This window comes from uncultured Sulfitobacter sp. (assembly GCF_947497275.1).
In the GTDB taxonomy this organism is placed as follows: Bacteria; Pseudomonadota; Alphaproteobacteria; order Rhodobacterales; family Rhodobacteraceae; genus Sulfitobacter.
Window position 1 is genome coordinate 285,218 of sequence record NZ_CANMFS010000004.1, and the last position, 20,049, is coordinate 305,266.

A 20,049-nucleotide genomic window follows, 5' to 3' on the forward strand; every position below is an offset into this window, starting at 1 on the left:
CGCGAAAGCTATGAAAATTGCAATTCCGCGCCATATCGTTCATAAGAAAGGAAAAACGAATGGGTAATGGGTAGTTTGAATATGAGCAACGGCTTTCAACGTGTCTGGGACAATGTCCTCGCACCGCTTCTGCGGCGCCCGAAAAGACTTCAGGTCGCGGCCCTGTGTCACCGTGGCGATGGCGACACGCGGGAGTTTCTTCTTGTGACCAGCCGTGACACTGGTCGCTGGATCATCCCCAAAGGCTGGCCCATCCGGGGACTCAAGTCAAATGAAACGGCCCTGCGCGAGGCATGGGAAGAAGCGGGCGTCAGAAACAGCAGAGCGTCCAAAGATCCCATCGGCACATACTCCTACGAGAAACGGCAACCGGCCGGATGGGCGATGCCGGTCGAAACGCTTGTGTACTCCGTTGCCGTAGAAGATCTGAGCGAGGAGTTTCCCGAAGCGCACGAGCGCAGCAGAAAATGGGTCAAGGCCGACGATGCCGCGCAAATGGTGAACGAAGCTGAACTGAAATCCATCTTTCTCGAGCAGTAAACGGACCCGCTCGATTGCATTGAGTGGTTGATTTCACCCTTGCGGAACGCGTAGTGCTTTTGCGCAATCGGGGGGAACAAGCCAATATGACGCAGCAGCAGGGCGATCCGCGCCATCTTGAGACACTCGACCGCGATCTTGCGCGCTACTCCAACCTTGAACTCGCGACGACCTATGTCTCGCGTCCGATGGTCGGCCCGGGTGTCGCGCTGGTGTTCATTCTCCTTGCCGGGCTGGGCGCGATGATCTTCTTCGGTCAGGCATCCAATTCTTTCATCGTCGTCATCGCTGCCTGTCTTGGGGCCTATATGGCCCTGAACATCGGCGCAAACGATGTGGCCAACAACATGGGTCCTGCCGTGGGAGCCAATGCTCTTTCGATGGGCGGTGCGATTGCAATCGCCGTTGTATTCGAAAGCGCCGGTGCGCTCATCGCGGGGGGCGACGTCGTTTCAACGATTGCCAAGGGGATCATCGCACCCGAAAGCATGGGCACCGCCTCTGTCTTTATCTGGGCGATGATGGCCGCCCTGTTGTCGGCGGCGCTTTGGGTCAACCTTGCGACGTGGGTCGGCGCGCCGGTATCGACGACGCATTCGGTTGTGGGCGGCGTGATGGGCGCGGGCATCGCCGCTGCGGGTTTCGGCGCTGTAAGCTGGCCCACAATGGGCGGCATCGCGGCGAGCTGGGTCATCTCGCCCATCCTCGGCGGGGTAATCGCCGCGCTGTTCCTGTGGCTGATCAAATCGCGCATCATCTACCGCGATGACAAGATCGCGGCAGCACGCAAATGGGTGCCCGTTCTCGTCGGAATCATGGCGGGTGCGTTCGCATCCTACCTGTCGCTGAAAGGTCTCAAGCAACTGATAAAGATCGACATGGGCACCGCTCTGCTGATTGGTGCGGCGGTCGGTGTCCTTGTCTGGGTCGTGATGATCCCCGCGATCCGCAAACAATCCGAAGGGCTGGAGAACCGCAACAAGTCGCTCAAGGTGCTGTTCGGCATTCCATTGGTCGTCTCGGCGGCACTTCTCAGCTTTGCGCATGGTGCGAATGATGTCGCGAACGCCGTTGCACCGCTGGCCGCGATCGTTCAAGCGTCGCAATCGAGCAACTTTACCGATGCCGTCAGCATCCCGTTCTGGGTGATGGTGATCGGCGCGTTCGGGATCTCCTTCGGTCTGTTTCTGTTCGGTCCGAAACTGATCCGCATGGTCGGCGGCCAAATCACCAAGCTGAACCCGATGCGCGCCTATTGCGTGGCGCTGTCGGCGGCCATCACCGTGATCGTGGCAAGCTGGCTTGGCCTGCCCGTCAGCTCCACCCATATCGCCGTGGGCGGGGTGTTCGGTGTCGGGTTTTTCCGCGAATGGGACGCGGAGCGGCGGATTCGCAATTCGCGCCTCGCGATGCCGGACAAACGAAAATTTTCGCCCGAAGAGCGCAAGCGGCGCAAACTCGTGCGCCGGTCGCATTTCATGACGATCATCGCGGCATGGATCATCACCGTTCCGGCCGCAGCGATCCTGTCTGCCGTCATCTTCTTCCTGATCAATGCGGCGGTCGGTTAACCCGCTGCCGTATTCGCGTCGATCATTTCCTTGTAAAGCGCGCGTATGCGTTTCGTTATCGTATGCGCGCCCTCTCCGATCAGCTTGCCGTCGATTTCGGCGACCGGTGTTTGCGCCCCGAACGTCCCCGTAAGGAACGCCTCGTCGGCACCATATGCCTCGTAGAGGGAAAAGTTGCGTTCATGCACGGGAATCCCGTTGGTCCGGCACAGATCGATCACCTTTTGCCGTGTGACGCCGTTCATGCAGTAATCCCCGGTCGAGGTCCAAACCTCGCCCTTGCGCACGATGAAGAAGTTGCAGGCATTGGTCGTATTAACGAACCCATGCGGGTCCAGCATCAGCGCCTCGTCGGCGCCTGCTTGCTCGGCCTGCAAGCAGGCGATCACGCAGTTCAGTTTGGAATGGCTATTGTATTTCGCATCCTGGCTCATCGGCAAGCCGCGCACCTGCGGCACCGTGGCCAGCCGGATGCCGCGGGTCTGAAGCTCGGTCGCGGGCTTGGAATGTTCCATGATAATCACCATCGTCGGACCAGTCCGGCTGAGCGAGGGATGCTGGAACGGCTTGACCTTCACACCGCGCGTCAGCATCAGGCGGCAATGCACATCCGTTGTCATCCCGTTCGCTTCAGCCGTACGGGTCAGCGCGTCCATGATCCCCGCGCGGTCCATACCCACATCCAGCGACACCGCTTTGCAAGAGTCGAAAAACCGGTCCATGTGTTCGTCGAAGAAGGCCCACTTCCCGTTATAAAGGCGCATCCCCTCCCACATGCCATCGCCCAGCATGAAACCGCTGTCATAGACTGAAACTTTCGCCGCATCGCGGTGCACGATCTCTCCGTTGACGTAGATCTTGATGTCGCGGTTGCGCACATCTTCGGCGGCGTCGTGTGTGGTGTGGGCGTCTTTGGTCATAGGATGTTCCGTTGTTTGGCGCTTTTCAGGACTGCACAGCCTGCATGAAGGCGCGGGTTATCTCGTTTCGCGGTGCGGAGAACATCTGCTCGGGCGTGCCGGTCTCGACGATCTTGCCGTCGGCCATCAGGATCACACGGTCCGCCACCGCCCGCGCAAAACCCATCTCGTGTGTGACGCAAACGATGGTCATGTCCGCGCGCGCAAGGTCTTTCATCACGTCCAGCACTTCGGCGATCATCTCCGGATCCAGCGCCGAGGTCGGCTCGTCGAACAGCATGATCTCGGGCTTGAGGCAGAGCGCGCGTGCCAGCGCCACGCGCTGTTGCTGGCCACCCGAAATCTGATCGGGGTACTTGTCCGCATGCATCTCCACCCGCATCTTCGCAAGCTGGTTCAACGCCTCATCGCGCGCGGACGAACGGTCACGTCCCAAGGCACGCTTTTGCGGCAGGACGCAGTTTTCAAGAACCGTCAGATGCGGGAAAAGATTGAAGTTCTGGAAGACCATCCCCACCTTCTTGCGCACCCTGTCCAGCACGCGGGTGTCGTCGCCAACTTCCATGCCAAGCACCCGCAGATCACCGGAGGTATAGCTTTCCAACCCATTGATGCAGCGCACCAGCGTCGATTTTCCGGACCCGGACGGCCCGCAAATCACCAGCGTCTCGCCGATGGCAACCTCCATCGAGACACCCTTGAGCGCATGAAAATCGCCGAAGTACTTATCGAGTGCGCGGATCGCTATTGCAGGTTCACCCATGGCCAAGCCTCATCCGTGTTTCCAGCCAAGCACCATAGCGGGACAGGCCAAAAACGAACACGAAATAGATCAGCGCGAGAAAAACGTAGACCTCGATATACTGGTTGCCCCACTCGCCGTTGCCGATCGCGGCATTGCCGGACGCCATCACCTCGAAAAAGCCGATGATCGTGACGATGGAGGTTTCCTTGAACGTGATCACTGCCTGATTGATCGTCGAGGGCAGCGTATTGCGGAACGCCTGCGGCAGCAGAACGTCCGCCACAACGGACCAATAGGGCATGCCTAGCGCAATCGCGGCTTCCTCCTGGCCTTGCGGCGTCGATTGCAGCCCGGCGCGCAGGATCTCGGCCTGATAGGCGGCAAAAAAGATCGCAAAGGCCACCACGACGCGCATTAGTTTATTGCCCTGTATCGCCTCCGGCACCAGCAGCGGCACGACCACGGCAGCGGCGAACAACAACGTGAGCAAGGGCAGTGAGCGCACGATGTCGATGATGAGTCCAAAGGACTTCGCGATGACCGGCATGGATGAACGGCGCGCCAGTGCGAACAAGACCGCCAGTGGCATACCGATCACGAATACTGCCGCAAAGATGAAGATGGTCAGCGACAGACCGCCCCATTGCTCGGATGTCACGACCTCCAACCCGGCGAAACCGCCCCGCATTAGCAGGACGAACGCGGCGAAGCCACCGATCCAGAGCACCGGCAGGCGACGCAAGGACCAGAACACCGGCAAACAGGAAAGGATTATCGTCACAATGACGACGAGACAGGCGATGGTCGAGCGCCATTGTTCCTCGTAGGGATAAAGGCCGAACAGTATGAGCCGCCCGCGGCTTTCGATCACCGCCCAGCAAGCGCCCGCGTCATGCGTGCACATTTCCCGGTTTTCTACCCGCCAGATCGCATCGACGAAGGCCCAGCCGATAACATTATCGAGCACCCAGAAGATGAGCACCGCAAACACCAGCGTAAAGACCGCATCGTACCACGTCGCAAAGAAATGGCGGCGCAGCCAGACGAGCGGACCGGTCTGGCGCGCCGGAGGAGGCAATGCGTGCGCCATCGGTCAGCTTCTCCCCTTCAGTTTAATCCGTTCATTGACGGTATTCAGCACGAATCCGATGGAGTAATTGATCACGATGAACCCGCCCATCAGCAGCGCCAACAGTTCCATGGTCTGACCGCTTTGGTTGATCGACGTGGACACGACGGCGAAATAATCAGGATAGCCGATGGCGATACCGACGGTCGTCGCCTTCATCAGCCAGATGTATTGGTTCGACAGCGCAGGCAGCATCGCGCGGAAAGCGAGCGGTACGCGGATGAACCTGTTGATCTGAAAGGTGGACAGACCCAACGCGCGACCTGCCTCCAGCTTTCCACGATCCACTGACAGCAGTCCGCCGCGCATGATCTCGCCGATGTAGGACGCGCCGAACAGGACAAGACCGACCAGCAAGGCCGTGAATTCCGGTTTGAGTGTTATACCCCCGACGTACCGCAGACCTTTAAGCTCGGGGACAGACACAAGCGGCGCGTCCGGCGCGCGACCGGTAACGAGAAGCAGCGCAAAAAGGACAGCGTAAGACACGAGCACCAAAGCCCATCTGCGGCCGGTGCCGGGTTTCGCGCGGGCGCGCCACAGATTGAACGTCCCCGCCGCAAGGGCTGCGGCAAGCAACCACAGGTCGGACGCTGATAGCATCGGTGCAGGCAGCATCAGCCCCCTGTTCGAAAGAAAGATCACGTCATTCATTGCATAGGCCGCGCGTGGGGACGGCAGATGGGTGAGGATGGCGTACCAGAAAAACACTTGCAGGATCACCGGCACATTACGGAAAATCTCGACGTAGGTGGCGCCGACCAGCTTCATCACCGTGTTTGTCGAAACCCGCATCAACGCTAACAAAAGGCCCAATACAGTCGCAAAGATCAGGGTCATGAACCCAACGAGCATCGTGTTGAGCAGACCGGCCCAGAGCACGCGCGCGTAGGTCGATCTGCCGGTCACTTCGATCACCGAAAAATTCATTGGCCAGCCGGTTGTCCTCTCAAGAAAGCCAAAGCCTGTGGCAATGCCCTGATCCGCGATGTTGCGCTGACCAGTCAACACCAGCGATACAAGGATCAGTATCGCCACGATGACAAACCCCGCCTGAATGGCGAAGCGTCGGAATTTATGCGATGCGAAAAGCTGCTGCATGAAACCTCCGGTTCAAACGTCGGGCGGCACAAACGCGCCGCCCGGACAGACCTTTCAATCCATCACGAGCGGATAGAGCAGACCGCCGTTGTTCCACAAATTGTTGAGTCCGCGCGGCAGCTTATAGCGCGAGCCATCCCCGACGGTCCGGTCGTAGATCTCGCCGTAGTTGCCCACGGTCTTGATCACGTTGTACGCCCAATCATCACTGAGGCCCAAACGCTCACCGACACCGGGCGTCACACCAAGCAGCCGCTCGACAGACGCACTGGGCGGGTTCGCCTTCATCTCGTCCACGTTGGCTTGTGTAACGCCGGCTTCTTCGGCCATCAGCAGCGCGCTCACCATCCAATTGATCACATCGAGGAAATCATCCTCGCCCTGGCGCACAACGATGCCTTCGGGCTCAAGCGCCAGAACGTCACCAAGGATTTCATAGTCATCCGGGTTTTCGGCGTTGATCCGCGTGGCGGACAGGAAGGGCCCGAACCCCGCGATTGCGTCGCAGCGCCCTGCATAGAACGCCGCGCGCAACTCTTCGCCCTTCTCGAACGCCAGAGGTTCGTAGGCAATGCCTTTCGTCTCCATGTAATCGGTCAGAACCCGCTCGATCGTGGTTCCGGCGTTCACACAGAAAACCCCGCCTTCCAGATCGGCAATGCCGGTCGCGCCAAGCTCTGTCTTTGACATCACATAGAACGGCCCGATGAAATACGGCCTCGAATATTGCAGTCCCAGCTCGGTATCTCGCGTCATGGTCCAGCCGGTGACCTTGATGATCACGTCAATATCGCCGGACTGAATCGCCGGAAACCTCTGCGCCCAGCTAACGGGAATGATCTGGACCTTATCGGGGCTGCCCAGGATCGCTGTGGCTAGCGCCTTGCAGAATTCGATGTCAAAGCCCTGCCATGCGCCCTGTGCATCCACTTCGGCAAAGCCAAGGTACGATCCATTGTGGCCGGTGCACAGCAGGCTGTCGCGTTCGATAATGGTATCGAGGACGCCCTGATCCTGGGCCTGTGCCGCCACGGCACCGCTGAGCGCGAGCGTTCCTGCCGCGATAAGGTTGGTTATTTGCCGTTTCATCAGTCTCTCCTTCGTTGGGTTTTGCGTTGGAAGCGGCAGATCTAGACGTCTGCCTTGTCGGTAAACGGCGCCTCTTGCGCACAGAGCGCGAACGCTTCGGGCACGCCTGCGATAGGCAATGCGATGCCCAGACCGGCGCGGGATGGCGGCGGATATCGTTTCGTGAAGTCGGGGGCCGGGTCCAGCAGATTGAACAGGGCTTTGTGGACGGTATGGTATTCCACATGCGCGATGGTCGGCGCGGCTGCGGCAAGCTGGCACGCGGCCACAAGAGCCACAGCGGTCGAAGACACTTCGAGCGAGAGGTGTGTGTCGCTGTCTGCTGCAAGGTCCTGCAGTGCCATAACGCGCGTGATTCCGCCGCACGCCACCGGAGCGGTTTGCAGGAAACGGACCTGCACGTCCTGCACCAGCATTTCATGAAGTTCGGTACGATACTCTGCCTCGGTTGCCATTACCGGGACGCCCGCGCGCGACAGGGCGGTCATTCCGGCGTAATCCCACGCTTTTGTCGGGGATTGGAACGCTTCGATCCGCTCGTGCGGCACCGCGTCGAAGATCCGCAGCGCGGTGTCGGCGGTGTAGCTGTACACGCCGTCGATGATCAGCCTGGTCGCAGGCGGCACGGCGTCAAGCACGGCGTTTATCCGCCCGATGTCGGCCTCCTCGTCCAGCGCGCCGATCTTCAGCTTGATCAGCTCGAACCCCTGCGCCGCCATACCCGCCATTTCGGTGTTCAGCATGGGCTGCGTCTTTCCCTCACCGTACAGGCCGCCGCTTGCGTAAAGCGCCGCATCGCCGGTGCCGTGCGCAGACAGCAACTGCCACAGTGGTTTGCCCGCCGTTTGCCCGCGCAGATCCCATGCGGCGATATCGACGCCGGACAGCGCGGACATGAGGATTCCGTGCCGCGCCGTCAATGTCGCGCGCGCGATCAGCCTCTCGGCGATTTGCGGCACGTCCTCCGCCGATTCCCCGATAAAATGCGGTGCCACTTCGCTGTGCAAGAACGCGACAAGCGCGTCGGGGGCGCTGTCAAAACACCAGCATTCGCCGGTTCCGCTACGGCCTTCGGCATCGTACAACACAACGAACACAGCGTATTTCAGCGTCCAGCGGATTGCAGGGTTCCAGACCTTGCCGCCCAGATCGTTGCAGTGCGTGTGAACCGAGATGCGGGTGATGCGCGCCATCATGGGTCGGCGTCCTGTTTCACGCGGGATGGCTGTGCGATGTCGAAACCGGCGTCGGGTGAATACTGCATCGCGGTTAGGAAACGGTCGTGGAATTGCATGGTGTGCGCATGCGCGATCGCATCGGCCTGTGCGACATCACGCGCCTCAATCGCGTCGACAAAATCATGGTGCTGGTCGCGCATCACGCCGCGGCGGTTGACAGTATCCAGCGACTGGACGTGAATATGAAGCAACCGTCGCGCTTCGGACAAGAGCTCGCGGTACTGGCGGGCCACATAAGGGTTGCGGCCGGCGTCCCCCACGGCGACGTGAAAGGCGAAATTGGCCTGAAGGATATCGAGCGCCGTCGCCTCATCCACGCTCTCGTTGAAGGCCTCCGCGAGATGCCGCATTCTTTTAACGTCCGCATCCTGACGGTTCTGCGCCGCGAGCCGCGTTGCGAGCCGCTGCTGCACGTCCAACGCCAGAATGAATGGGGCGAAATCACGCAAGTCGACCTGTGCAACGATCGTCGTGCGGTTTGGCAGCGTCTCTACCAGACGTTCCGCCAGCAACCGGTTAAGCGCCTCGCGGATTGGGGAACGCGACACTGCAAACCGTTTTGACAGCCCGGTTTCGTCAAGCGGATAGCCGGGTGCAAGTCGATGCGTGATGATCTCGTCCCGAAGGACGCGGTAGATCTCGCTCGAAGCTGCGCCTCGTTGAAAAGTCTTGGGCGGTTTGTCCTGCGTCAAAGGCCGTTGCCTCTCAAAGCTGCTGAGATTCCTGTCGACAGAGTGTCGACAAAAGATGCATCTGTCCAGATTTTTCTGACCGATCCTGTGCCGCGAACCGCAATTTGAGCACATGCTCTGCAATGCCGATTTTGAGAGGTCATGAAAGAAAAACGCCACGCACCGTTACGGGTGCATGGCGATTCGGTTGCCCGGTTTTTACAACGGTGCCGTCAGCCGGCGTTCTTCTCCGGCGTCGGTGCCGTATTTCCAGGTGCTAAGGTTGTGTGATCATCGTCGATAATCTCCGCGTCCTCGATCGTCACGTCCTGATCCACTGGCACAACGGAATTTGCGCCCGTATTATCCGCGGTCGGTGCCCCGACGATCAACGGTAACATCTGTGCGCCTGCAGGCATCGCCACATCGGATTGCGGTGGGCGCTTCCACTCCAGCGTGTCGAAGCTGGAACAATTCTCGCAGATCGGCTTCCAGTCCGTATGGATGTGCTGGCAATTTTCGCAGATCCATTGCGGTCCACGCGGTACGGCCAGAGCGCGAGCAAGCCAGCCTTTGACGATAGTATCGGACGCACCCTCGCCCCGCTCGATCGCCGCCATCAACGTGACCGACCGTGCATCCGGATCCGTTTCAACCAGATCGCCCAACGCGCGGCGCGCGGCGGGGAAATCCTCGTTCGCTATGTTCAGCTCTGCGAGCAGCATTCTGGTCTCGGGATGCTCCGTCTTGATCCGGGTAAGGGTGGTAAATCTCTTGATCCGAGCGGAGGGGCTTTCGTCGGGAGCGATCTCGGCAAACGCCGCTGCCAGATCGGGATGTGGCCGCACCTCCCATGCCTTCTTCAACACACGCGCGGCATAGCGCGGCTTGTCCTTGGCAATGTAGCCGCGCGCGGCCATGACTGCGGCTGGGATTAGATCGGGCGAGAGCCGGTTCGCCTCGATAGCCGTCTCGCGTGCTTCGATACTGCTGTCGTCTGAAATTACATCGCGTGCTTCGGACAGCGCCAACACCGCATCGCGGCGCTTGTGGACATCGCGCGGCAACTGACCATTGCGCAGTTTTGCGTCCAAGGTCTTGCGCGCCCCGCTCCAGTCATGTGTTTCGGCCTGAAGCCGAAGCAGAACATCGCCGGTTTCTTCATGCTTCGGTTTCAGAGCAAAGGCTTTCTTGGCAAGCTGGAGGGCGGTTTCGGTATCGCCGTCGGCGAGCTTTTGCATCATGATGCCGCGCACCCCGACAAACCGGGTCTGTTCGTTCTCCACCAGTTTGCGATAGGTCTCTTCCGCCTTGCGCCGATCGCCGGCAAGTTCAGCGGCCTGCGCGGTGAGCAGGTTGGTCAGCTCTGGCTTATTCAGGTATTTGTCGGCTCTCGCCGCCTTGGCCATCGCCAGTCGACCCTCGCCACTGGCCAGCGCCATCAATCCTTCGGACAGTGCCTCAAATCCCTTGCGCTCGCGGTTGCGGTCGAAATGACGCGACAGCGCGGTTTCATCGCCATTGAGGAATTTCAGCACCGCTATAAGGAGCGACAACAGCTTGAGCAGAATCCAGACCGCGACCACCATGGCAATGATCAGCAAGATCGCCTGTAACGGTCCGAAGTTCAGCTCGAATCCCAAGGCTCGGATCTGCATGCCGCCCTGCGCCTCGAGCAGAAAGCTTGCGCCCCATGCCAACGCACCGATGATGCCAACAAAGAAGATAATTTTTACCAGTGACCAGATCATATCGGTATTCCTTAGTCTGCCGTCAGGCGTTGTGCCAATTCGTCAGCCGCTGTGCGCGCGGCGACGCGGGATCGCGCGGCTTCGCGCCAGTCCGCAAGCGCGGACCCGGCCTGTTCGGGCAGGGCATCGAGTTCAGTCAAGGTGTCGTCAAGATTGCCGTTTAACAAGGCAGCCTCCGCACGCGACAGGATTGCATCAGGGTCGCTCCCCTCACGCGGCGCGACCGACCGTGCGCCAAGCTGCCGCTTGAGGAAGCTTGAAAAACCCTGCTCACCATCTGCCGCACCGGCGGCACGCGCCGCAGAAAGCGCACTGCGTGCAGCATCGGGGAACTGCGCCTGAAGCATGTTGAGTGTGACGACCCCGTCGGCGGCGTTCTCGGTCAATGCCGATGGGACATCGCCGACGTCGAGAGATTGCAGCGTCTCGACCGGTGCGGCGAACGGTTGCCCCGCATCAATCGCCGAAACGATCTTGGTGATCGCGGCCTGCGCATTCGCGATACGCGCAGCCTCGGCGCTGGCCGCCTCTGCATTTCTGGCATCTTCCAGCAGGGTCTGGATTTCATTGCGTTGTGTTTCGACAGAGGATTGCAGCGCAGAAAGCTCCTCTGCATATTGAGCAGCCGCATCACTGTCGGGCCCACCCTCGGTCGTCGGCGCGGGACGATCTTCAAGGGTCGCAATGCGGCTCTCCAACGTATCCAGACGCTCTTCGATCGGCGCCAGATCGACCGGTTCGGAAGGTTCGGCGGCAGGCGCAGGAGCAGGCTCCGGTGCCGGGGCGTTTTCCAACGCGGCGATCCGTTCCTGCTGGCTGTCGAGTGCTTCGCTCAACACAGCATTCGCCGCTGTATCGTCGCGCGAAAAGACATCAAGCTCTGCTGCCATGAACCCAAGTATGCCGGCGATGATGCCGCCAAGCACCAGTGGCAAAAACGTGTTGTTGCGCGGCGTGACCTGGGCGGGCACAGGTACCGGGTGGACGGCTTCGGCCGTGGATGCCTCGGAGGCGTCGGCTTTGGTCTGCGTCCCGATGGCCTCGGCTTCGGGCGCATCCGCGCCTGGCGCGTCAACCTGCGCAAACGGGTCGACGGGCGTGTCGTCCGCCATAACATGCGCATTGTCGGACGCATCCTCCGGCTCGGTCTCCGGTGTGTCCACCGCATCAGCGGATACTGTGCCTGTCTCCGGTTTGTCCCGAACGGCCCCGTCGTCGGGCCCCGATGCCATTTCGCCACCCTCGGTCTTTTCCGGCTCCGCCTTCTCCGGCTCTGGCTGGATTTCTTCCGCCTTTTTGGTGTCGTCCGGAGCTGCTGATCCCGCATCAGAGGCTTCGTTCTCGTTGCTTACTGCATTTTCGATATTCGCATCATCCGCTTTAGCGGCAGAGGGTTTGCCCTTCGAGGAGCTCGTTTTCTTTGCTGAAGCCACCACATACACCTTTTCGATTCTTGCCTTTCACAGGCATTCGTTGAGCGACCTTAGCCCGCAAGTACAGGCCTCTCAAGACAAGGCGCGTATTAAGCACTGGTTTTCAACCGCTTTACGCATCAGGCCAATTTCAGGCGCATCCAGAACCGTCAGACTGGCAACTGTCATCAGCTTCAAAGGCGCGGCGACCGCCTCGCTCAATGCTATCACATGGACCGCGGGAATGTGATTTCCAGCTTCTCCTGCAAAATGCCTGGCACTGCGCGGTGAAAACAACGGGACGATGCAGGTCGTGCGCAGCGCCGCGCGCGCGGTGTCGGCAAGAGGCAGCATAATCTGCCGATAGATCGTAAGACGGCGCGCGGAAAGGCCACCTTCGATCAATCGCTCGACAATGCTGCCGCGTGTATGTGCTCCGGCCAGGTGCACGAACGTACCATCCGGACGCCGCGTCAGCAGATCCGAAACCAACGCATCTGCGGTCTGACCGCTCTGAACCGCATCCCAGCCCCGCCCGGTTGCGGCAGCGGTCGTGCCTGCGCCAACGCAATAGGCCCGCCGCCCCAGACCGTCGGGGGCATGCCGTACACCGTTCAACGAGGTAAAAACCGCAGTGTCGCTCGGATCGAGCCGTGGGCGGGTTTGCGTGCTCTCGATCTCCATCAGTGGCGCGATATCGACGTTCACTTTCACCATGACCGTCCGCGCAAGATCAGCCAGAAACTGTTCGGACTGCGCGCGCGGACGGGTCAGCAAAAGGGTCGGCTTGGGCATGGGCAACGACGCTCTCAGGATTGTTTGCCGGGCGTCGGAGTGTTACCTGCGCACAAAGATGCTTGCAACGGAAACCGCCCCGCCCATGCCCATCCACACGATCCTCGGAATAGAAAGCAGCTGCGACGACACCGCCGCCGCGATCCTGCGCGGCAATGCCGGACGGGCGGAGATTCTTTCGTCGGTGGTTATGGGACAGACTGCCTTGCACGCGGATTTCGGCGGCGTGGTGCCCGAAATTGCCGCCCGCGCCCATGCCGAAAAGCTTGATCACTGCATTGAGCAGGCGCTGGTCGACGCCGGTACCACACTGGCAGAGATCGACGCGGTGGCCGTCACGTCGGGGCCGGGTCTGATCGGCGGCGTGGTATCAGGTGTGATGTGCGCAAAGGGGATCGCGATGGCGCGTGGCATCCCGCTTTACGGGATCAATCATCTGGCTGGCCATGCGCTGACACCACGACTGACGGACGGTGTCGCTTTTCCCTATCTGATGTTGCTGGTTTCGGGCGGACACTGCCAGTTCCTCGTCGTTGCAGGGCCAGATGAGTTTCGCCGTCTCGGCGGCACCATAGATGACGCGCCGGGCGAAGCGTTCGACAAGGTCGCGCGTCTGATTTCTCTGTCCCAGCCCGGTGGCCCGGCAATCGAGGCGCGCGCATCAGCGGGCGATCCCGACCGGTTCCGCCTGCCCCGTCCCCTGCTGGACCGCGCGGGGTGCGATATGTCGTTCTCTGGACTAAAAACCGCCGTGCTGCGCCAGCGGGACAAGGTGCTGCAAGACGGCGCGCTGACAGCGCGCGATCAGGCGGATCTGGCGGCGGGGTTTCAGGCCGCCGTTGTCAATGTGCTCACAGAAAAGACCCGCCGCGCATTGGCCGAGTATCTGGCGCTTTCGCCTGCACAGCCAACACTGTGCGTCGCCGGTGGTGTCGCCGCAAATATGGCGATCCGCGCGAGCCTGGAAAAAGCCGCCGAGGACGTGGGTGCCGATTTCATCGCACCGCCGCTGCGCCTGTGCACAGATAACGCTGCGATGATCGCCTATGCCGCCTTCGAGCAGATGAACCATCGAGATGCCGATGGAATGGACCTGTCCGCACGGCCGCGCTGGCCATTGGACCGCTCTTCGCCCACTATGCTGGGCAGTGGCAAGAAGGGAGCGAAGGCATGATTGTTTCTGTTCTGGGCGCGGGCGCATTCGGAACTGCCCTTGCCATCGCCATCGGGTCGGTGCGTCCCGTCACGCTTTGGGGGCGAGATATTCACGATATGGCGCAGCAGCGTGAAAACACGCGCCGCCTGCCCGGTTGTCCCTTCCCCGCGCAGATGCAGGTCATCGACGATCTGTCGTCAGCTTTACAGACCGATACGCTTCTAATCGCGGTGCCGATGCAGAAATTGCGCGGATTTGTGCATGATAATGCGCGCAATCTGGCTGGCAAAACACTGGTGGCCTGCTGCAAGGGGATTGAGCTGAGCACTGGCGCCGGCCCCGTCCAGATCATCGAAGAGGAGGCGCCAAAAGCGCGCGCAGCGATACTGACGGGACCGAGTTTTGCCGCGGATATCGCGCGTGGCCTTCCGACGGCTCTGACCCTTGCCGCAGCCGATGAAAGCAGCGCGCAACGTCTGCAGGAACAACTGACCACCCCTGCGCTGCGGCTTTACCGGACGACCGACACCATCGGCGCCGAACTTGGCGGCGCGCTCAAGAATGTGGTCGCAATCGCTTGCGGTGCGGCGATGGGTGCGGGCCTTGGAGAAAGCGCGCGGGCGGCGTTGATGACACGCGGCTTTGCCGAGATGCAGCGCATGGCAGCTTACCGTGGCGCGGATCCGGAGACGCTTTCGGGTCTGTCCGGATTTGGCGATCTCGCCCTTACCTGTACCTCCGAAGGCTCTCGAAATTACCGCTTGGGGCTTAGCCTTGGCGCGGGAGAGCCATTCGATAGCAGCACAACCGTCGAAGGCGCGTCCACAGCGCGCGCGATGGCGCAAGTGGCCGAGGATGCCGGGATCGAAATGCCGATTACCGCCGCCGTTGCAGCCGTACTCGACAACCGCTTGGATGTGCCCAGCGCCATGCGCAGCCTTTTGACAAGACCCCTGAAGGAGGAATGAAATGTTTGTTTGCCTTATGGCCCACGACAAGGCGGATGCGCTCGGCATCCGGATGGAAAACCGCCCGGCGCATGTCGAGTACCTGAAAAGCACCGATCATGTGCATCTGGCGGGGCCTTTGTTGAATACGGACGGTGACATGGTCGGCTCGATGATCGTTCTGGACGTGCCCGATATGGCGGCGGCAGAGACATGGGCCGCGAACGATCCATATGCGAAGGCGGGCCTGTTCGAAACTGTCACCCTCACCGAATGGAAAAAGGTGATCGGCTGATGGCCTATTGGCTTTTCAAATCCGAACCGTCGGTCTGGGGGTGGCAGGATCAGGCAGCCAAGGGCGACATGGGCGAGGAATGGGACGGTGTGCGCAACTATCAGGCCCGCAATTTCATGCGCGATATGGCAATTGGCGATCTGGGTTTCTTCTATCACTCTCAGAAAGAGCGCGCGATCGTCGGCATCGTGGAAGTCTGCGCCGAAGCGCATCCCGACAGCAGCACTGACGACGAGCGGTGGGAGTGTGTGGACATCAAGGCGGTACGGCCTTTCAAGGAACATGTAACGCTGGACGACATCAAAGCCGATCCGCGGCTGGGCGACATGATGCTGGTAAAGAACCCGCGCCTGTCCGTGCAACCCGTGACGAAGAACGAATGGCAGATCGTCTGCGGCATGGGGCAAACCGACCCCGCCTGAACCGGAAAGGTCGGACAACGAAAAAAGGGTTCCGGCACCCCGCCAGAACCCTTTCTCACCCCGTGTGCTCCCATGAACCCACACACGTATGACAATCTGTTCTGGCCGTCCTGGCCGTGAAGACAGGAATACGGGACCACGCAAAAATATGCAAGAATTCAGAACTTTAAACTGTATACAATAAAGAAACGCCCGCTTAACCAAGCGGGCGCTGCTGCGGCTATCGCGGTGGTGATCAGCCGTACACGGACTCTTTGCCGAAATGCTTGGTCAGCATGTAGTAGACAACGGCGCGGTACTTGTTGCGCTCGGATTTGCCATAGGTTTCGATTGTCTTGTCGATCGCTTCCATCAATTCGGGACCGTCAGACAGGCCCAGCTTCTTGACAAGGAAGTTGTTCTTGACCGTTTCGAGCTCGCCTTTCTGGCTGGCGGCGATGGTTTGCGCATCCGCGTTGTAGATCGACGGTCCGCACCCGATGGTGACTTTCGTCAGAAGGTCCATGTCGGGCTGCATCCCGCATTTGTCTTTCAGATCTTCCGCGTATTTCGCGATCCACTCATCCCGTTTACCCATAAGGTTTCTCCCCTTTTGATTGCGGCGGGCCCTTTTGCCAGCCTTCGGTGGAAGCCTAGTTGCAAAAAACGCGCCGCAAAAGGAATTTTTCGATTTGGTTCAGCACGAAAAACACCGCCCGGCGTAGAACCAGACGGTGTTTGGCAACTTCGTATCGTTGTACCCAGAGAAAAATTAATACCGGTAGTGCTCTGGCTTGAACGGGCCATCGGGCGACACGCCGATGTACGCCGCCTGCTCGGGATCGAGCTTGGACAGCTTGACACCGATCCGGTCGAGATGAAGGCGCGCGACTTTTTCATCGAGGTGCTTCGGCAGAATGTAGACCTCGTTCTTGTAGTTGTCGCCGCGTGTCCAAAGTTCGATCTGCGCGAGCACCTGATTGGTGAACGACGCGGACATTACGAACGACGGGTGCCCCGTCGCGTTTCCCAGGTTGAGCAGACGACCTTCGGACAGCAGGATAAGACGGCTGCCGGATGGCATCTCGATCATATCCACCTGTTCCTTGATGTTGGTCCACTTGTGGTTTTTCAGGGCCGCGACCTGGATCTCATTGTCGAAGTGACCAATGTTGCCAACAATGGCCATGTCCTTCATCTCGCGCATATGCTCGATGCGGATCACGTCCTTGTTGCCCGTCGTCGTGATAAAGATGTCTGCGGTATCAACCACATCTTCGAGCAATACGACTTCAAAGCCATCCATTGCCGCCTGAAGCGCACAAATCGGATCGACCTCTGTCACCTTTACGCGTGCACCTGCGCCGCGCAGGGACGCGGCCGAGCCTTTGCCGACATCGCCATAGCCCATCACGACAGCAACCTTGCCAGCCATCATGGTATCGGTCGCACGTCGGATTCCGTCGACCAGCGATTCCTTACAGCCGTATTTGTTGTCGAATTTCGATTTCGTAACGGAGTCGTTCACGTTGATAGCAGGGAACGGCAGTTGGCCCTGTTTTACCAGATCATAGAGCCGATGCACACCGGTCGTCGTTTCTTCGGAGACGCCGACGATCTGGTCGCGCATCTTCGTGAACCAGCCCGGGGTTTCTTTCATGCGTTTCTTGATCTGAGCAAAAACCGCTTCTTCTTCTTCCGATTTCGGGATCGCGATCAACTCGTCTTCGCCATTCTCGACGCGTGCCCCAAGCAGAACATAAAGCGTTGCGTCCCCACCATCATCAAGGATCAGGTTCGGACCATCCTCGAACTGGAAAGACCGGTCAAGATAGTCCCAGTGCTCGACCAGCGTCTGACCCTTGACCGCAAAAACAGGTGTTCCGCCCGCAGCGATCGCGGCTGCGGCGTGATCCTGAGTCGAAAAAATGTTGCACGATGCCCAGCGCACGTCGGCGCCGAGTGTCACAAGTGTTTCAATCAGAACGGCCGTCTGAATCGTCATATGCAGCGACCCGACAATCCGAGAGCCCTTCAGCGGTTTGGTTTCGCCGTACTCGTCGCGGAGCGCCATCAGGCCCGGCATCTCGGTTTCGGCGATATCAAGTTCCTTGCGACCGTACTCTGCAAGGCTAATGTCTTTTACGATATAGTCATTGGCCATTCTTGGCGCTCCTTCAATAATCGTCTGAAGCGCGCATAGCACCCGCCGCCAGTTCTCGCAATTCAAACGCTGCGGGTGAAGTGTCTCAGCCTTCGGTTCGAGCCTCGATCGTGGCCATCATCTGCTCCGCATCCATTCCGGCGGTCCAGTTGCCGCCCTGTGCTTCGACACATGCGTTGCCATCGGCCATGGTTTTCACCATCGTCCACGATCCGGTTGCGTCCGACACCCACAAACGCGTGTTGTCCTGCGACGGACCAGTGACGGGACGTTCTCCGTACCAATCTATTAACGACGATTGCATCTCTGCGGCACTCATACAGACTTGTTGTGCGGCAACACTTGTCGTGAGCGCGGCGAGTGTGGCAAATGTGATCAGTACAGTTTTCATCGTCATCTCCTTCAGGGCAGAAACGACAAATAGACCAAGATGTTCCCGCATTTATTTCGGGAACCAAATCCGGACTTGCGAAACAGGAAGCGATCAATGGCCAAACCACCCAGAGCCTGGCAGCGGATGCTTTCGGGTCGGCGGCTCGATCTGCTGGACCCAACGCCGGTAGACGTCGAGATCGAGGATATCGCGCACGGGTTGGCGTTTGTGGCGCGGTGGAACGGGCAGACCAAGGGGGATTATGCCTATTCGGTGGCAGAGCATTCGCTGTTGGTCGAGCAGATTTTCGGCCGCATCGCGCCAACCGCACCGGTGAAATGGCGGCTGGCGGCCTTGCTGCATGACGCGCCGGAATATGTGATCGGCGATATGATTTCGCCCGTGAAGGCAGCTGTCGGACCCGGATACGGTGCTTTGGACGAACGGCTCGAAGCGGCGATACATATCCGCTTTGGCCTGCCCGCGAAGGTGCCCGCGACGGTCAAAAGGCAGATCAAGAAGGCGGATCGCATCAGTGCGTGGATGGAGGCCACACAGATTGCCGGCTTTTCCACTAGCGAGGCTGATAAGTTTTTTGGTACACCAGATCCTGCTTTGAAAACTGGTCTGTCCATCACCCTGCGCCCGCCCGTCGAGGTACGCGATGATTTTACCGCACGCCATGCGACCTTAATAAAAGCGATGCCATGATAAATGTCCGGCCCGCGATCCGCCTTGATGCGCGATCCATGGCCAAACTGCTGAACGAAATCATCGAGATCGGCGGCACCACCGCATTGGTTCGACCGGTCGTGGGCGACGATCTGGCCGACTGGATGTCCGCCACTCCGGACCGCGCCGCGTGGCACGTGGCGCTCGACGAAGACGAGCGTGTTGTCGGGTTTCAATGGATCTCGCCGCATGAGAAACTGCCCGAAGAGGCATGTGATATTGCGACGTTCGTGCAGGTGGGACATACCGGCCTCGGCATCGGGTCGGCGTTATTCGAAGCCACTTCTGCCGCCGCAAAGGCGTTGGGGTATAGATGGATCAACGCAACCATTCGCGCGGATAACGACGGCGGGCTGACCTATTATCAAAGTCGCGGGTTTCGCACATGGACCATTGACGAAGGGGTTTCGCTCGACAGCGGAATGACCGTCGACAAGATCAGCAAACGCTATGATGTCTAGCGCGGGCTGCGTTTGGCAAGAATACGCTGCAACGTGCGCCGGTGCATGTTCAGCCGCCGCGCGGTTTCGGATACGTTGCGCTCGCACAGTTCGTATACCCGCTGGATATGCTCCCAGCGCACGCGATCCGCGCTCATCGGGTTTTCGGGGGGCGGCGGAAGGTCGTCCCCGGTGGCGAGAAGCGCATTGGTGATATCGGCCGCGTCGGCCGGTTTCGACAGGTAATCCGTCGCGCCGATCTTGACTGCGGCCACAGCCGTCGCAATTGCGCCATAACCGGTCAGTACGACCACCCGCGCATCGGGCCGCTTTTCGCGAAGGATTTCGACCACATCAAGGCCGTTGCCATCCTCAAGGCGCAGATCCACGACGGCGTAGGCCGGGGGCCGCGCGGTTGCGATTGCGCTCCCCGCAGCAACGCTTCCGGCCATCTCGACATCAAATCCGCGCTTTTCCATGGCTTTTGCCAGACGGCGCAGAAAAGGTTCGTCATCATCGAGCAAGAGCAGCGATTTATCTGGTCCGATATCTGTCATGCTGTCGTCTGGCATCGCCTAT

The 20,049-nt window shown here is 59.8% G+C and carries 22 protein-coding genes; 8 read left to right on the forward strand and 14 right to left on the reverse strand.

Features of this window, described 5'->3' with window-relative positions; all coding sequences use genetic code 11:
- The first annotated feature begins 66 nt into the window (after positions 1 to 66).
- Positions 67 to 540: an NUDIX hydrolase gene (locus Q1A06_RS10740; RefSeq protein ID WP_299562861.1), complete on the forward strand. Its 474-nt coding sequence runs from the start codon at positions 67 to 69 to the stop codon at positions 538 to 540.
- 86 nt (positions 541 to 626) lie between these two features.
- Positions 627 to 2,111: an inorganic phosphate transporter gene (locus tag Q1A06_RS10745; protein WP_299562864.1), complete on the forward strand. Its 1,485-nt coding sequence runs from the start codon at positions 627 to 629 to the stop codon at positions 2,109 to 2,111.
- Here the strand turns inward: Q1A06_RS10745 and Q1A06_RS10750 are convergent.
- From Q1A06_RS10750 to Q1A06_RS10795, 10 genes are all read right to left on the reverse strand, one after another.
- The gene (locus Q1A06_RS10750) at positions 2,108 to 3,031 is read right to left on the reverse strand and encodes a D-amino acid aminotransferase (protein WP_299562867.1); all 924 of its coding nucleotides are present in this window, start codon (positions 3,029 to 3,031) and stop codon (positions 2,108 to 2,110) included. The genes Q1A06_RS10745 and Q1A06_RS10750 overlap by 4 nt on opposite strands.
- A 25-nt stretch (positions 3,032 to 3,056) precedes the next feature.
- Positions 3,057 to 3,794, reverse strand: coding sequence for an amino acid ABC transporter ATP-binding protein (locus Q1A06_RS10755; RefSeq protein ID WP_299562870.1), 738 nt, complete (start codon positions 3,792 to 3,794; stop codon positions 3,057 to 3,059).
- Positions 3,787 to 4,866 (reverse strand): amino acid ABC transporter permease, encoded by a 1,080-nt coding sequence (locus Q1A06_RS10760; RefSeq protein WP_299562872.1) that lies wholly within the window; start codon positions 4,864 to 4,866, stop codon positions 3,787 to 3,789. Before Q1A06_RS10760 ends, Q1A06_RS10755 begins: the two co-directional genes overlap by 8 nt.
- 3 nt (positions 4,867 to 4,869) lie before the next feature.
- Positions 4,870 to 6,006, reverse strand: a complete 1,137-nt coding sequence (locus tag Q1A06_RS10765; protein WP_299562875.1) for an ABC transporter permease subunit — start codon at positions 6,004 to 6,006, stop codon at positions 4,870 to 4,872.
- A 54-nt stretch (positions 6,007 to 6,060) separates the two neighbouring features.
- Entirely contained in the window at positions 6,061 to 7,095 is a 1,035-nt protein-coding gene (locus Q1A06_RS10770; RefSeq protein ID WP_299562878.1) for a transporter substrate-binding domain-containing protein, read from the reverse strand.
- A gap of 41 nt (positions 7,096 to 7,136) precedes the next feature.
- The gene (locus tag Q1A06_RS10775; protein WP_299562881.1) at positions 7,137 to 8,291 is read right to left on the reverse strand and encodes an enolase C-terminal domain-like protein; all 1,155 of its coding nucleotides are present in this window, start codon (positions 8,289 to 8,291) and stop codon (positions 7,137 to 7,139) included.
- Entirely contained in the window at positions 8,288 to 9,025 is a 738-nt protein-coding gene (locus tag Q1A06_RS10780) for a GntR family transcriptional regulator (protein WP_299562884.1), read from the reverse strand. Before Q1A06_RS10780 ends, Q1A06_RS10775 begins: the two co-directional genes overlap by 4 nt.
- A 212-nt stretch (positions 9,026 to 9,237) precedes the next feature.
- A complete protein-coding gene (locus tag Q1A06_RS10785) occupies positions 9,238 to 10,755 on the reverse strand; it encodes a heme biosynthesis HemY N-terminal domain-containing protein (RefSeq protein ID WP_299562887.1) in 1,518 nt (505 codons plus the stop codon).
- 11 nt (positions 10,756 to 10,766) lie between these two features.
- A complete protein-coding gene (locus tag Q1A06_RS10790) occupies positions 10,767 to 12,188 on the reverse strand; it encodes a hypothetical protein (protein WP_299562890.1) in 1,422 nt (473 codons plus the stop codon).
- Positions 12,189 to 12,260: 72 nt separating this feature from the next.
- Positions 12,261 to 12,962: a uroporphyrinogen-III synthase gene (locus Q1A06_RS10795; protein WP_299562893.1), complete on the reverse strand. Its 702-nt coding sequence runs from the start codon at positions 12,960 to 12,962 to the stop codon at positions 12,261 to 12,263.
- Between the two features lie 85 nt (positions 12,963 to 13,047).
- Here Q1A06_RS10795 and tsaD point away from each other — a divergent pair, with 85 nt between their 5' ends.
- From tsaD to Q1A06_RS10815, 4 genes are read left to right on the forward strand one after another with little or no spacing between them, the layout of a single operon-like run.
- Positions 13,048 to 14,136 carry a tRNA (adenosine(37)-N6)-threonylcarbamoyltransferase complex transferase subunit TsaD gene (gene tsaD, locus Q1A06_RS10800; protein WP_299562896.1) on the forward strand — a complete coding sequence of 363 codons (1,089 nt, stop codon included), beginning with the start codon at positions 13,048 to 13,050 and terminating at the stop codon, positions 14,134 to 14,136.
- Positions 14,133 to 15,086 carry an NAD(P)H-dependent glycerol-3-phosphate dehydrogenase gene (locus Q1A06_RS10805; RefSeq protein WP_299562899.1) on the forward strand — a complete coding sequence of 318 codons (954 nt, stop codon included), beginning with the start codon at positions 14,133 to 14,135 and terminating at the stop codon, positions 15,084 to 15,086. The genes tsaD and Q1A06_RS10805 overlap by 4 nt, the downstream gene beginning before the upstream one ends.
- A gap of 1 nt (position 15,087) precedes the next feature.
- Positions 15,088 to 15,360: a YciI family protein gene (locus Q1A06_RS10810; RefSeq protein WP_299562902.1), complete on the forward strand. Its 273-nt coding sequence runs from the start codon at positions 15,088 to 15,090 to the stop codon at positions 15,358 to 15,360.
- Entirely contained in the window at positions 15,360 to 15,782 is a 423-nt protein-coding gene (locus Q1A06_RS10815; protein WP_299562905.1) for an EVE domain-containing protein, read from the forward strand. Before Q1A06_RS10810 ends, Q1A06_RS10815 begins: the two co-directional genes overlap by 1 nt.
- 235 nt (positions 15,783 to 16,017) lie before the next feature.
- Here the strand turns inward: Q1A06_RS10815 and Q1A06_RS10820 are convergent, their stop codons facing one another.
- The 3 genes from Q1A06_RS10820 to Q1A06_RS10830 form a co-directional block, all read right to left on the reverse strand.
- Complete coding sequence (locus tag Q1A06_RS10820) at positions 16,018 to 16,359, reverse strand: DUF2853 family protein (RefSeq protein ID WP_299562907.1); 342 nt, start codon at positions 16,357 to 16,359, stop codon at positions 16,018 to 16,020.
- 174 nt (positions 16,360 to 16,533) lie between these two features.
- Positions 16,534 to 17,925, reverse strand: coding sequence for an adenosylhomocysteinase (gene ahcY / locus Q1A06_RS10825; protein ID WP_299562910.1), 1,392 nt, complete (start codon positions 17,923 to 17,925; stop codon positions 16,534 to 16,536).
- Positions 17,926 to 18,010: 85 nt separating this feature from the next.
- Positions 18,011 to 18,316, reverse strand: a complete 306-nt coding sequence (locus tag Q1A06_RS10830; RefSeq protein WP_299562913.1) for an S-adenosyl-L-homocysteine hydrolase — start codon at positions 18,314 to 18,316, stop codon at positions 18,011 to 18,013.
- A gap of 96 nt (positions 18,317 to 18,412) precedes the next feature.
- On the opposite strand from Q1A06_RS10830, the gene Q1A06_RS10835 reads away from it, so the two are divergent.
- Both Q1A06_RS10835 and Q1A06_RS10840 read left to right on the forward strand, forming a co-directional pair.
- Positions 18,413 to 19,009 carry an HD family hydrolase gene (locus Q1A06_RS10835; RefSeq protein WP_299562916.1) on the forward strand — a complete coding sequence of 199 codons (597 nt, stop codon included), beginning with the start codon at positions 18,413 to 18,415 and terminating at the stop codon, positions 19,007 to 19,009.
- A complete protein-coding gene (locus tag Q1A06_RS10840) occupies positions 19,006 to 19,491 on the forward strand; it encodes a GNAT family N-acetyltransferase (RefSeq protein WP_299562919.1) in 486 nt (161 codons plus the stop codon). The genes Q1A06_RS10835 and Q1A06_RS10840 overlap by 4 nt, the downstream gene beginning before the upstream one ends.
- On the opposite strand, the gene Q1A06_RS10845 is transcribed toward Q1A06_RS10840, so the two are convergent.
- The gene (locus Q1A06_RS10845; protein ID WP_299562922.1) at positions 19,488 to 20,042 is read right to left on the reverse strand and encodes an ActR/PrrA/RegA family redox response regulator transcription factor; all 555 of its coding nucleotides are present in this window, start codon (positions 20,040 to 20,042) and stop codon (positions 19,488 to 19,490) included. The two genes, Q1A06_RS10840 and Q1A06_RS10845, sit on opposite strands and share 4 nt — an antisense overlap.
- Between the last annotated feature and the right edge of the window lie 7 nt (positions 20,043 to 20,049).